Raw genomic sequence first — 12,892 nt, 5'->3', positions numbered from 1 at the left:
GGATGACGAGGAGTGGGCCGGGGTGGGCGGGGTACGCCGTGGGGCCGGGCACCACGGGGGTGCCCGGCCGGTGTGCGGTCAGGAGGGGGCGGTGGTCAGCGCTCGCCCTTGATGGCCGTGGCGCCGCAGGCGGTGCCGAGGGTGCCGAAGCCGTAGTTGGTGATGGTGGTGCCGGCGGCGCAGACCTTGGAGGAGGAGCCGACGAAGGTCGACGCGATCGTCGAGTTGGTCAGCTTGGCGGTCGGGACGACGTTGTAGACGTCACGGGTGAAGGGGAAGGCGAGGTTGAGCGTCTTGTCGGTGTTGCGGGGCGCGACGGTGCCGACGGAGCCGAGGACGGCGGCGCCGCGGCGGTCGGTGACGACGGCCTTCTCCTGCGCCGTGTACTGGGCGACGGAGTACGGGGCGATGTCACCGGCGGAGTCGAGGACGGTGCCGTCGTTCTCCTGGACGCCCTGCTGGACGCAGGCGCCGGGCGCGGTCACGCCGATGGAGGCGAGGAAGAAGGCGCGGGTGCCGGAGTTGGACTGCGGCAGGATCGGGGTGAGCGCGACGCCGTTGAGGGAGGTCGTGGTGCACTCGTAGATCGCCTTCAGCTGCGCGGCCGTCAGGTCGGACGGCAGGGCGCTGTCGGAGCGCTTCACCCAGGACACCGCGTCCTTGGCGAAGGGGATCCAGGTCAGGTCCGTGGTGCTGGTGTCGGCCGGGCCGCGCGAGGAGCGGGCGAAGTCGAGGCAGCCGGAGTTGGTGTCCACGGCGTTGCGCAGGGCGTCGATGCCGGCCGAGGAGCCGTTCGGGCGGTTGATGACGCAGCCGGTCGCCTTGGTCTTGATGGTGGCGGTGCCGGTGGCGTCCCAGGAGGCGATGACCTTCTGGCCGAGGGCATTGACGACGACGTTGCCGAGGCCGTTCACGACGTCCTGGGTCGTGTCGGAGCCGACGCCGGCGAGCGTGCGGTACTGGGTGACCGGGCTGGGGTCGGCCTGCGCGGCGGGGGCGAGGGCGACACCGAGACCGAGGGCGGCCACACCGAGGGCGGCACCGATACGAGCGCGGGACTTGACGTTCACTTCTGATCTCCTCCGCGAAAACGGATGACATGGAATGGACGCACAAGCAGAATCCGGATTCTTTATCCGGCCGGTCCGTCGACCGGCCGGGAACTACGATTCCTTACGGGCCGCGGGGCGACCACAACGTTCAGCCGCTCTTTAGGTGACGAATTCCTGTCCTAGGTGAATCCTGGGGAATCCGGCGACGGCCCGCGATTCTCAGGAACGCGGGTCCGGCGAGCCCGGCGAGACCGCCGGCGACCAGGACGGAGAGCAGCACCCAGCGGATGACGCCGAGGACCTGGGAGGGGGTGCTGCCGGTGCCGGCCAGCTGCCGGGCGGGGGAACCTCCGTCCGCGCCCCCGCCGGAGGCCGGGGCCGGGCCCGCGGACGGCGAGGCCGTGCCCGTACCGGCGCCCGTGCCCCCTCCCGCACCGCCGCTCGCTCCCGCGCCGGAGCCGCCGGCACCCGTACCGCCGGAGCCCGAGCCGGAACCGGAGGCGGAGCCCGGGCCGGAGTCCGCCCCGGACGCCGATCCCGCCCCCGTGCCCGCGCTCGTTCCGCCGTCGGATCCGGTGGGGCCGGGTCCCGCCGGGGCCCCGTGCTCCAGGCGGTCGGCCGCGGCGGCGGCCTGGGCCTTCAGCTTCGCGGGCAGCGGGGCGTACCCGAAGGGCAGTTCGCCGGGGGCGGTGCCCTGCCGCTGGCCGGGCCCGGCCGCGTACCGCAGCACGCGCGCGTAGTCCCTGCGGGCGTCGGCCGGGAGGGCGGTGGAGGAGACGGCGTAGGTCACCGTCGTCAGCGGGTAGGCGCCGTTCCTGGCGCGGGCCGGATCGGGGGCGAGGACGCCGGGCACGGCCGAGTCCTCGAACTGCTCGACCGCCTTGAGCAGGGACGTCGTGGTGGGCCGCACGTAGGCGCCGTCGGCGTTCCGCAGGGCGGCGATCTGGAGCTGGTAGCGGGACGCGGACGCGGTGTCGGTGATGCCGTAGGCGTGCCGCTGGCCGATCAGGACGTCCCGGCCGACGAGCTTCGGCCCGTTGGTCACGGGGTCGTACTGTGCCTGGTCCTTCGCGTTGTTCGTGCCCCGCCGCACCCAGCGGGCGGCGTCGTGCATGTCGAGCGCGTAGGGCGAGCGGTCGATCATGCCGTACCTGATGGTCTTGTCGTTCGAGACGAGTTCGGTCTCCGTGGGGTCCGCCTTCATGAATTCGTCGGCGCCGTTCGCGGCGAGCCCGAGTTCCTTGAAGTACGGGTTGACCCGCATCCCCCAGGGGTCTTTCTTTCCCTCCAGGAAATCTCGCGCTTCCTTGTCGGACCGCAGATAGTCCCAGACGATCCGGGCACTGTCGGAGCGGTCGGCGGCGAGGAGGATTCCGCCGGGGTAGACCTGGGGCGCCTGCGGGGAGCGCTGGAATTCCGGATTCAGTTCCAGGAATTCCGGGTCGCGGACGATGGATTCCGGGTTCCCCTTCAGGTGGTCGGGGACGGGGGCGGTGTCGGTGAGGTACCGGACGTCGTACGGGTACGAGGCGGTGAGCAGCTTCGCGAGGAGGCGGGGGCTCAGCCTGAGGTCCTCGACGAGGCCGATGCCGCCGGCCTCCCAGAAGAAGCCCACGGTGAGTCCGTCGACGGCGACGGGCGCGTGCACGAAGCCGGTGCCCTCCACCGGTCGGACGGTGAAGGCGAGGCCGGGCGAGGTGGACGTCGGGTTCAGCAGGCCGCTGCGGGCCAGGTCCTCGCCCCGCTGGGTGAAGGTGAAGCGGCTGGTGCCGTCGGCGCAGAGGGCCGACTGCCAGGACGTGACGGCGTCGGTGACGAGTTCGGAGCCGGTCATGCGGCGCTCGGCCTTGTCCGTGGGGCAGGGCTCGCGGACCGGCAGGAAGTCGAGCGGGAAGACGATCCGCCGGTCCCAGTTGGTGGTGGAGAACGGGGAGGTGTTCGGCCGGTGGTTGTTGCCGGTCGTGCCGTCGGGCTCGTGGGAGCCCCGGGGCACCACGACGAGCCAGCAGCCCCGGCCGCGCGCCTGCGCGCCGGTGCCGATCGGGTCGCCGCAGCCGAGGTGCGGGGCCTCCCTCGTGGTCTGGAGGTCGAAGGCGGTCTCGCCGGTGCCGTCGGGCTGGGTGGCGACGAAGAACTGCTCGTTGGTGTCGCCGGAGCTGAAGTAGGTCCAGTCGGTGACCTTCTTCGTCGGCGGCCCCGACACGGGCGTGAAGGGCACGAACGGGCTGGTCAGCTGCCCGGGGACGTCGGGGTCGGGGATCGGCTCGGCGTACTCCTTCTCCAGTGGGTCGGTGCCGGGCACGAGCTCCCGCCGGGCGATGTGGGTGCCGAAGTTGCCGCCGCTGGTGACCCCGGCGCCGAACTGGCACTGCTCGCGCTTCGGTCCGGCCGGGTCGTCGCCCCAGCACTGCATGATCTGGAGGTAGTCGGTGTTGAAGCCCTGGGTCGGCCTCCCGCCCTTCCAGGTGACCCGCAGGCCCTGCGCGCGCAGGTTCCTCGTCTGGTGGACGGTGACTTCGAGGTCCGAGAAGTCGTCGTACGGCCCCTTGGAGCCGCGCTTGGTGACGGCCGAGCTCCCGCTCTCGGCGGCCGCCGCCTCGGGGCCCGGCGCCGGCGGGAGCAGGGCGAGCAGGACGGCGGCGAGGAGGGCGCCGACGCCGACGGCCTTGCGGCGTACGCCGGTACGCGTCCTCATCGGGTGCCTCCGGTGCGCTGGGCGCGGGCGGCGAGGGCGCGGCCGACGAGCGGGGGTCCGACGACGGTCGCGAGGAGCAGGACGGCCGAGAGGGCCATGAGCAGTCCGCGCAGTCCGCCGCCCGTGTCGGCGGCGAGGGTGACCGGGGTGCCGGCGATCCCGACGGCGCCGGGGTCCCCGCCGCCGCCCTGGCCGCCGCCGGAGCCCGTACCGCCGGCCGCGTCGCCGCTGATCACCTCGCCGGTGTCGGGGTCGACGGCCCCGCCGCCCCCGGTCGCGGCGCCGGCGGAGCCCGTGCCCCCGCCGCTCGCGGAGGCGCCGGAGGCGGCGGCGGAACCGGAGCCCGGGCCGGCGGCGGAGCCCGTACCGCCGCTCGCGCCGGAACCACCGGAGGAGCCGGCCGAGGTGCCCGGGGAACCGTTCGCCGAACCACCGCCGGAAGCGGACCCGTTGCCCGATCCGGAGGTCGAACCTCCCTGGTTCACCTGTGTGTTCGTGCCGCGCGCGCCGCCCGTGCCGTCGGCGCACTGGGTCGTCCCGCGCTTGTCGCAGTCCTTCGGCATCGGAGCGTTCTTGGCGAGGGTGTTGGTGCCGTCCGCCGAGAAGGTGGGGTTGCGGCAGTCGGACAGGTCGACGGCGCCGGTGGGCGCCCCGGGTATCCGGCGGACCTGCTCGAAGCCCGCCTGGACGAGGTTCCTCGGCAGCGGCGAGTAGCCGAGCTCCTCGGCCTGCTGCTGGCCCTCGCAGAGGAAGTAGCGGGCGAAGGTGCCGAGCGAGCGGCCCTTCTCCTCGGTGTGCGGGGCGGCCGTGCTGGTGGGGACGATCATGTAGCTGTAGCTGGAGAGCGGGTAGCTGCGCCTGTCGGTGGAGCGGTAGACGCCGTCGAGGATCTGCGTGAGGTAGTCGGTGGAGTTCCTGTCGTCGTTGATCCGGGCCTTCAGCAGGGCCACGGCGACACTGGAGGCGGTCGGTTCGACGTAGTACCCGGCGGCGTTGAGGACCTTGACGACCGGGAAGTGGGCGTTGACGGCGTACGAGTACTCGACGTAGGTGATGGCGCCCTCGCCCTGCGGCTGCCGGACGTGCGCGGAGACGCCGAGCGAGCCGGACTTGGCGACGGTGGTGGTGCCGGGGACGACGGGGAAGTACGAGGTCATCCCGCAGGGCGTCTGGCGGCCGGCGCGGCGGCAGTAGTCGTTCCAGACGTCGCCGTGCTCCTTGGCGAGCCAGGTGGTGAACTGGGCGGTGGTGCCCGAGCCGTCGGAGCGCACGACCGGGACGATGCGCCGGGCGGGGAGCGTCAGGCCGGGGTTGTCGGCCTTGATCTCGGGCGCGTTCCACATGGTCAGCCGCCCGGTGAAGACCTTCGCGAGGACGGGCCCGGAGAGGCGCAGGTTGGTGACCTGGCGACCGCCGATGCGCAGGTTGTACATGAAGGAGGTGCCGCCGGCGACGATCGGCATGTAGGCGTAGCCGCGGCTGGGCGGGACGTCGGTGGCGTTGCCGTCCCTGAGGCCGTACGGGATCTCGGAGACGGCGAAGTCGACGGTGCCGTTCTTGAACTGCTCGCGGCCCTGCGAGGAGCCGTTGGCGTTGAAGTTGACCGTGAGGCCGACGTTGGCGCCGATGTTGCGGCGCCACTGCTCGACGGCGTTGGAGCTCCAGGTGGAGCCGGAGCCGGTGATCTTGGTGTAGCCGGCGGCCTGCGCGGCGGGCGGCCGGACGAGGAGGGCGAGCAGCGCGCACAGGACGGCGGCCGGGCCCAGGAGGGTGCGGGTGACGGACACGGGTCTCACGGCGTACTCCTGGAAGGTACGGATCGCTCTGCGGCGTCGTATCGGGCGGCGTCGCGCCTGGACGCCTCGGCCCGGCGCCGCTCCTGGCGCTTCGTCAGCTGCCCGGGCCCGCGCCCGCCCGCGATCCGGGCGAGGACGAAGAGGAGCAGGACGAGCAGCATGAGGACGGCGGCGGTGCCGAAGCCGCGGGCGATCATGTTCGGTTCGGGCGACTTGACGAGCTCGAAGGTGGCGAGCGGCAGGGAGACCTGGGCGCCGGAGGTCGGCAGGGCGTTCAGTTCGGCGGTGAAGCCGGCGGTCAGCAGCACCGGCGAGGTCTCCCCCACCCCGCGCGCGGTGCCGAGGATGACGGCCGTGGTGAGCCCGGAGCGGGCGGTCGGCAGGACGACGTGCCAGACCGTGCGCCAGCGCGAGGACCCCATGGCGTACGAGGCCTCCCGCAGCGTCCCGGGGACGAGCCGGATGACGACGTCGGCGGCGCGGATGATGATCGGCAGCATCATCACGGAGAGAGCGAGCGAGGCGGCGAGGCCGGAGCGCTCCATGCCCAGGGCCAGGATGACGGTCGCGTAGACGAACAGGCCCGCGACGATCGAGGGCAGTGCGGTCATGGCCTCGACGACCGTGCGGACCAGGCGCGCGAAGGGGCCCGGCACCTCGGTGAGGAAGACCGCGCAGACGATCCCGGCGGGCACGGTCAGCACGAGCGCGATGCCGACCTGTTCGAGGGTGCCGACGACGGCGTGCAGGATGCCGCCGACGTCGAGGGGTTCGAGGGGCCCGGCGAGGCCCATGTCCTCGGTGAAGAAGTTGAGGTGGACGAGGGCCTTGCGCCCCTCCCAGAGGGTGAAGGCGACGACGAAGACGAGGACGGCGAGGAGGACGAGGCCCAGGGTGCGGACGACGACCCCGGCGAGCCGGTCGCGGACGGCGGGCCCGTCCTCGTCGAAGGAGACCAGCAGCGCGTAGAGCCCGAGGAAGAGGGCGTACGCGACGAGGACGAAGCCGACGGTGCCGCTGAAGGGCAGCAGGCGGGCGAAGAGCAGCCAGGTGAGGGCGAGGGCGGCGGCCGCGGCGCCGAGCACCGCGTACACGTCGGAGGCGCGCAGGGTGCCGGTGGCGCGCCGCCGCTCGGGTCCTGGCGGCGGGGCCTGCTCGGCGGGCGGTCGCAGCGCCGGCCGCTCCGGGGCGATGGTCATGGGTTCCCCCTGGTTACGCGTCGCTGGTGGCGCCGGAGCGGCTGCGGGCGACGATGGACGAGGCGGCGAAGTTGACGATCAGGGTCATGACGAAGAGGGCGAAGCCGGCCGCCATCAGGGCGGACATGCCGAAGGGGGTGGCCTCGCCGTAGCGCAGGGCGATGAGGGAGGACACCGAACTGGTGCCGGTCTGCAGGACGTGCCACTGGATGGTGAAGACCTGCGAGATGACCATGTAGACGGCGATGGTCTCGCCGAGGGCGCGGCCGAGGCCGAGCATCGTGCCGCCGATCATGCCGCCCTTGCCGAAGGGCAGGACGACGCTGCGGATCATGCCCCAGCGGGTCGCGCCCAGCGCGTAGGCGCCCTCGCGTTCGCCCGCCGGGGCCTGGGAGAAGACCTCGCGCATGATCGAGCAGATGATCGGCGCGACCATCATGGCGACGACGAGCCCGGCGACGAAGGTCGACGAGGTGTAGACGGTGGGCGGGGCGAGCGGGTCGTCCGGGTCGGCGCCGTCGACGCGGAGGAAGGGGATCCAGCCGAGGTACGTGGCGATCCAGCGGGCGATCGGGAGGATCGACTCCTCCAGCCAGAAGACGCCCCAGAGGCCGTAGACGACGGACGGCACGGCGGCCATGAGGTCGACGGTGGAGATCAGGGTGCGGCGCAGCCGGGGCGGGGCGTACTCGGAGATGTAGAGCGCGGCGCCGGTGGCGAGCGGGACGGCCACGGTGATCGCGACGAGGGCGATCAGGACGGTGCCGAGGAGGACGGCGGCGATGCCGAAGCGCCCGGCGTCCGGCTCCCAGCTCTCCGTGGTGAGGAAGGACGGTCCGGCGCGGTCGAGGGCCTGCCAGGCGCGGTGCAGCAGAAAGCCGCCGACGAGGAGCATGACCGCGAGGACGAGCCCGCCGCCGGTGCGGGCGACGGTGCGGAAGACCCGGTCGGGCAGGCCGGGGTCGGCATGGAGCCGTCTCGGGGTGTCCGCGGGCCGCTGGTCAAGGGTCTCGGTCGTCACGGGAAGGACGTAAGTCCGGCCCGGTTTCCTCGCGCGCGACGCGATGTGAACGAGGGGAGTGCGCGGGGCAACTTCCGTTCACCGTAGGCCGGTTGAGTGCGGACCGGGCCACCGACGCGAGGCGCGCGGCAGGCACCGGGACCACCGGCGCGAGGCACCCAGCAGGCACCGGGACGGCCACCACCGCAAAGCACTCGACAGGCACCGGGACCACCGAGGCGAGGCACCCAGCAGGCACCGGGCCGCTGACGCAAGGCACCCAGCAGGCACCGGGACGGCCACCACCGCAAAGCACTCGACAGGCACCGGGACCACCGGCGCGAGGCACCCAGCAGGCACCGGGCCGCTGACGCGAGGCGCTCGACAGGCGTCGGCCCCTTCACCTTCACCGTAAGGCGGTCGAGGCCCATCGGGTGCCCTCCACGGCGATCAGGGCACGGAAGCGCTCGTAGGCGGTGCGGCAGGTGGAGTGGCGTTCGTAGGAGCGGCCGGAGAGGGCGGTGGTGCGGCCCTCGGCGTCGCGGAGGAGCCAGACCCAGCCGTTGCCCCCGGCGGTGTGCTGCACCCCGCCGGCCATGGCCGCGTGTCCCGCGCAGAGCGCGGTGAAGGCCTCGCGGCAGCCGTCGTGGTCGTCGTAGCAGCCCCCCGACCGCGCGACGACCCTTCCGTTCTGGGCGACGAGTCGCCATCCGTACCGTCCGTCGGCCCCCATGTCGACCAGACAACGCGTCCCGGACACACCGGTGTCCTTGGTCATCGCCCCCACCCCCACAGTCTCGGCAGGGGCAATCTATGGAGACGGCCGTGACAGTTGGGCGCTAAACCATGTGACGGTCGCACACTTCACCGGGCCGTTGCCCCTCGGACATCCGGCCCGGCGACCCGGCGACCCGTGCGGCTCAGCCGGTGGCGAGCAGGATCACGAGGAGCAGCAGCCCGGCCACGGCGGGGCCGACGATCTCGTACGCCCAGCGCACCTGCGGCTCGCCCTGCGCGCCCGGGGCCCCGCTCCGCAGCTCGGCGAGCTCGCGCAGGTCGGCGACGGTCTTGTCGCTGGGCGCGATCCGGGAGGCGCTGTCCCGGACGTCGGCGGTGACGGAGGTACGGCCGTGCGGATCGTCCTGGGAGGCGCGGGCGGCCTGGCGGGCGGCCTTCTTCCGCTGGCGCAGCGAGACGGGGATCGCCCACAGCTGGTACTTGGCGCCCTCCTGGGTGAAGACCTCGCTGGAGTAGCCGGCGCGGACGTCGGCGACCGCGGCCCAGGGCAGCGTGATCGACCGGAACGGGTTGCGGATCCGGAGCCGGTCGTCCTCGGCGTACACGGCGGGCCGGATCGTGAAGGCGATGATCAGCGGGACGGCGAGGACGAGGCCCGCGAGCGCGAACCAGGGCGTGCGGCCCTCGCCCCGGACCATCGCGTCCCCGGCGAACAGGGCCGCGAGGAGCAGCAGGAAGACCCCGCTCGCGATGCCGAGGGGTGACCGGAAGACGGTGGCGGCGGACGGCTGCGCGGGGGTCGACTCGCGGCTCGGCTCGTGGCTGGGCTCGGGGGTCGGCTCGGGGGTCGTCATGCCGCCGATTGTGCCTCAGCGGCCGGGGGACGGCTCAGGCGGCCCGCGCGGCCACGAGATCCGCGTACACGATGATGTTGTCGGGGCGGTGGCCGTCGACCAGCTCCCCGCCGCAGGTGACGAGGCGCAGCTCGGGGCGCTCGGTGTTCCCGTACACCTTGGTGGTGGGGAAGGCGTGCTTGTCGACCTGCTCCAGCTCCCGGACCCGGAAGACGGCGGTCGTGCCGTCGGCGCGGGTCACGGTGATCTCGTCGCCGACCCGGACCTTGGACACGTTCTTGAGGACGGCCGGGCCGCGGACGGTGTCGAAGTGGCCGATGAGGACGGCGGGGCCGGTCTCGCCGGGCGTGACGCCCTTGTCGTACCAGCCGATCCGGTCGGCCTCGGCGACGGAGGGCACCTCGACGGTGCCGTCGGCGTTCAGGCCGAGGTCGAGGATGCCCCGGGCGTCCACGGCGGCCGAGGGCAGCTGGACCCGCACGGGCAGCGAGCGGGCGAGCGGCTTCACGGGCGCGGCGGAGGCGGTGGGGGCCGGGGCGGTGGCTTCCGCGATCCGGGCGGGCGGGGTGGTGGCGGTCGGACCGGCCTGGGCGGAGCAGCCGGTGAGGGCGGCCAGGAGGAGGACGGCAGCGGTGAGGGTACGGCGGCGCATGCGGGGGCTCCGGGACGACGGGGTGCGGCCGGGGGGGGGGGGGGGGGGGGGGGGGGGGGCCGCGGGGGGGGGGGGGGGGGCGGGGGGGGGGGCGGCCCGCCGCCCCCCCCCCCCCCCCCCCCCCCCCCCCCCCCCCCCGGGGGTGGGGTGACGTGCTCCGGGCTCGGGTCAAGGGGCGGGGAGCGGGGTACGACGGGCGGTACGGGTCAGACGCGGGCCGCGGCGGAGCGGCGGCGCAGCACCATGAAGCCGAGCCCGGCGGCGGCCAGCGAGGCGGCACCGGCACCGGCTGCGACCAGCGCGCCGGAGCCCTCCTCGGCACCGAACTCGGCACCGGCCGCGACGCCGCCCTGCGGGACGACGGAGGTCTGGCCGCCCTGAGGGGTGGAGCCGTTGGAGCCCGCGGACGCCGGGGCGGGGGCGGTGGACGCGTCGCAGCCCTTGGGCAGCGCGGGGAAGTCGTTGTAGCGGTACGGCGTGTCGCCGCCCTGAGTGCGCTGCCCGAAGCGCGGGGTGGTGGTGTTCGCGCCGTCGATGCGCAGGCCGTTGACCGTGTCGACGGGGTGGACGCGGTCGACCCTGGAGACGACGTCGTGCTGGGGGTTCTTGAGCACGGCCCAGGGGCCCTTGGCCAGGTCGTTGGTGATGACGAGGAGCCAATCCTGGCCGAAGGAGGACTGGATCTCCTCGGTGACCGTGCACTTGCCGATGACGAACGGGCCTTCCAGGACCTTCGCCGGCGGCGGGGTCGTGACCGTGGGGGCGATCGGCTGCGGCGCGGCCTGCTTGGCCTGGCCCGGGACGTACGCGGCGAAGCTGCCGGACGACTCCAGGACGACGACGGCCTTGCCGTAGAACCAAACCTTGCGGTTGCCGCCGCGGAGGTAGGTGAAGCCGCGGCCCTTGCCGGTGGCCGGGTCGATGAGCTGGAGGCCGTAGTAGCCGTCCTTCTCACCGACCTCCAGGATCGTGCCGTCCGCGAGGCGGTAGTGGCCGGGCTTGGTGGGGGCGGAGGTCCCGATCCAGTTGTAGGTGGTGCCGTCCGGGTTCAGGACGAAGTACTCGGTGCTGGGGTCCCAGTCGGCGACGGACTGGACCGCCGAGTGGAGCTCGCCGACCTTGCGGCCGTCGCGGAACAGCTCGGCGAAGTAGATGCCCTCCTGGAGCTTGTAGATCTTGGCGGTCCTGCCGGTGACCAGCTTCTCGGTGCGGATCAGCGTGGCGTGCTCGGGGCCGGGCTCGGCGGAGGTCACCTTGCCCTCGGCGTCCAGGGTGACGACGTAGCCGTAGAAGAGCCCGGAGACCTTGGCACCGTAGCCGCCGCCCGCCTTCAGCTCGCCCAGCACGTGGGTGCCGCGCAGGACGGTGGCGGTGAAGTAACGGTGCTGGGTGCCCCGGTTGTACACCTTGGCGGTCAGGCCGCCGTCGAGCTCGACGGTGCGGACCAGGACGTCGGCGTCGGGGGCGGCCTCGGCGGCCGGCGCGGTGGGCTCGGCCGTGGGCTTGGTGGTCTCGGTCGCGGGCTTGACGGCAGCCGGGCCGGCGCCCTTCGCAGGGGCACTCGCGGTGGCCGTCGGCGCCGGGGCCGTACCGGCGGCGAAGGCGCTGCCGGCCGCGAGGGCCGGGGTGGCGACGACGCCGGCGACGAGCGCGGTGGCGAGGGCGGTGCGAAGGGCGGTGCGCATAACGACTCCTGAGGCAAGTCAGAGGTGGATGAAGAAGAGCCGCATGCCTGGCTGACGTCTCGTTCGGGAAGGGCCGGTGAGGTCTGGCTGGCTGCTGATAAAGAATTTAAAGATCTTGTATGAGGGACCTGTCCGCTCCATGTCACGAGCGTGTGACAGGGGTCACCACGCCGCCGGACCCCGTGTGACCTCGGGCTCCACGAAGGGGCTCCCCTGTACAGGTCGCTACGCGCGTAGATATGCTCGACTGGTGACCATGCCCACCACTGCATCCGCAGCATCCGCTTTCGCCGACGTGACCGCGTCCGACAGTGCGCTGCGCCGCTTCCTCCACGGGCTGCCCGGCGTCGACGCCGTCGGCCTGGAGGCGCGCGCCGCGTCCCTCGGCACCCGCTCGATCAAGACCACGGCCAAGGCGTACGCCATCGACCTGGCCATTTCCATGATCGACCTGACGACGCTCGAAGGCGCGGACACCCCGGGCAAGGTCCGGGCGCTCGCCGCCAAGGCCGTCAACCCCGATCCGACCGACCGCACGACCCCGAAGACCGCCGCCGTCTGCGTCTACCCCGACATGGTGGCCACCGCCAAGGCCGCCGTCGCGGGCTCGGGCGTCAAGGTCGCCTCGGTCGCCACCGCCTTCCCGGCCGGACGCGCCGCGCTCCCCGTGAAGCTGGCCGACACGGCCGACGCGATCGCCGCCGGCGCCGACGAGATCGACATGGTCATCGACCGTGGCGCCTTCCTCGCCGGCCGGTACATGGAGGTCTTCGAGCAGATCGCCGCGATCAAGGCGGAGTGCGGCGACCGCGCCCGCCTCAAGGTGATCTTCGAGACCGGCGAGCTCTCCACGTACGACAACATCCGCCGCGCCTCCTGGCTCGGCATGATGGCCGGCGCGGACTTCATCAAGACCTCGACCGGCAAGGTCGCGGTCAACGCCACCCCGGCGAACACCCTCCTCATGCTGGAGGCCGTGCGCGACTTCCGCGCGCAGACCGGCGTGCAGATCGGCGTGAAGCCGGCCGGCGGCATCCGCAACACCAAGGAAGCGATCAAGTTCCTCGTCCTCGTCAACGAGACCGTGGGCGAGGACTGGCTGGACAACCACTGGTTCCGCTTCGGCGCTTCCAGCCTGCTCAACGACCTGCTGATGCAGCGCCAGAAGCTGGCGACCGGCCGTTACTCCGGCCCCGATTACGTGACGGTGGACTGATCAAC

General features: G+C 73.0%; 10 protein-coding genes. 1 reads left to right on the top strand and 9 read right to left on the bottom strand.

Annotation, left to right across the window (positions count from 1 at the left end; all coding sequences use genetic code 11):
- Positions 1-95: 95 nt before the first annotated feature.
- From ACFYUS_RS01465 to ACFYUS_RS01425, 9 genes are all read right to left on the bottom strand, one after another.
- Entirely contained in the window at positions 96-1,070 is a 975-nt protein-coding gene (locus ACFYUS_RS01465; protein WP_388844390.1) for a hypothetical protein, read from the bottom strand.
- Positions 1,071-1,200: 130 nt separating this feature from the next.
- On the bottom strand, positions 1,201-3,747 hold the full coding sequence (locus ACFYUS_RS01460; RefSeq protein WP_388844388.1) for a hypothetical protein: 2,547 nt from the start codon (positions 3,745-3,747) through the stop codon (positions 1,201-1,203).
- On the bottom strand, positions 3,744-5,543 hold the full coding sequence (gene pstS, locus ACFYUS_RS01455; protein ID WP_388844386.1) for a phosphate ABC transporter substrate-binding protein PstS: 1,800 nt from the start codon (positions 5,541-5,543) through the stop codon (positions 3,744-3,746). The genes ACFYUS_RS01460 and pstS overlap by 4 nt, the downstream gene beginning before the upstream one ends.
- Complete coding sequence (pstA, locus tag ACFYUS_RS01450) at positions 5,540-6,742, bottom strand: phosphate ABC transporter permease PstA (protein WP_388844385.1); 1,203 nt, start codon at positions 6,740-6,742, stop codon at positions 5,540-5,542. Before pstA ends, pstS begins: the two co-directional genes overlap by 4 nt.
- 13 nt (positions 6,743-6,755) lie before the next feature.
- Positions 6,756-7,763, bottom strand: coding sequence for a phosphate ABC transporter permease subunit PstC (gene pstC / locus ACFYUS_RS01445; protein ID WP_388844383.1), 1,008 nt, complete (start codon positions 7,761-7,763; stop codon positions 6,756-6,758).
- Positions 7,764-8,148: 385 nt separating this feature from the next.
- Entirely contained in the window at positions 8,149-8,520 is a 372-nt protein-coding gene (locus ACFYUS_RS01440; protein ID WP_388844381.1) for a DUF1508 domain-containing protein, read from the bottom strand.
- Positions 8,521-8,662: 142 nt separating this feature from the next.
- Positions 8,663-9,334: a PH domain-containing protein gene (locus ACFYUS_RS01435; protein WP_388844379.1), complete on the bottom strand. Its 672-nt coding sequence runs from the start codon at positions 9,332-9,334 to the stop codon at positions 8,663-8,665.
- Between the two features lie 34 nt (positions 9,335-9,368).
- Entirely contained in the window at positions 9,369-9,986 is a 618-nt protein-coding gene (locus ACFYUS_RS01430; protein WP_388844377.1) for a class F sortase, read from the bottom strand.
- 206 nt (positions 9,987-10,192) lie between these two features.
- Positions 10,193-11,671 (bottom strand): hypothetical protein, encoded by a 1,479-nt coding sequence (locus ACFYUS_RS01425; protein WP_388844375.1) that lies wholly within the window; start codon positions 11,669-11,671, stop codon positions 10,193-10,195.
- 256 nt (positions 11,672-11,927) lie between these two features.
- Between ACFYUS_RS01425 and deoC the strand changes: the two genes are divergently transcribed.
- On the top strand, positions 11,928-12,887 hold the full coding sequence (gene deoC / locus ACFYUS_RS01420) for a deoxyribose-phosphate aldolase (RefSeq protein ID WP_086831825.1): 960 nt from the start codon (positions 11,928-11,930) through the stop codon (positions 12,885-12,887).
- Positions 12,888-12,892 lie beyond the last annotated feature (5 nt).

The sequence above is a fragment of the Streptomyces sp. NPDC004284 genome, assembly GCF_042874035.1.
GTDB lineage: Bacteria > Actinomycetota > Actinomycetes > Streptomycetales > Streptomycetaceae > Streptomyces.
Note: the sequence above shows the minus strand (reverse complement) of the source record. Positions and strands in the feature narration are given on the sequence as shown.

What these genes read in the sequence shown, in the direction of transcription:
- ACFYUS_RS01460 (WP_388844388.1), bottom strand. Translation starts at nt 3,747, where the DNA reads ATGAGGACGCGTACCGGCGTACGCCGCAAGGCCGTCGGCGTCGGCGCC.
- pstA (WP_388844385.1), bottom strand. Translation starts at nt 6,742, where the DNA reads ATGACCATCGCCCCGGAGCGGCCGGCGCTGCGACCGCCCGCCGAGCAG.
- ACFYUS_RS01440 (WP_388844381.1), bottom strand. Translation starts at nt 8,520, where the DNA reads ATGACCAAGGACACCGGTGTGTCCGGGACGCGTTGTCTGGTCGACATG.
- ACFYUS_RS01435 (WP_388844379.1), bottom strand. Translation starts at nt 9,334, where the DNA reads ATGACGACCCCCGAGCCGACCCCCGAGCCCAGCCACGAGCCGAGCCGC.
- ACFYUS_RS01430 (WP_388844377.1), bottom strand. Translation starts at nt 9,986, where the DNA reads ATGCGCCGCCGTACCCTCACCGCTGCCGTCCTCCTCCTGGCCGCCCTC.
- ACFYUS_RS01425 (WP_388844375.1), bottom strand. Translation starts at nt 11,671, where the DNA reads ATGCGCACCGCCCTTCGCACCGCCCTCGCCACCGCGCTCGTCGCCGGC.
- deoC (WP_086831825.1), top strand. Translation starts at nt 11,928, where the DNA reads ATGCCCACCACTGCATCCGCAGCATCCGCTTTCGCCGACGTGACCGCG.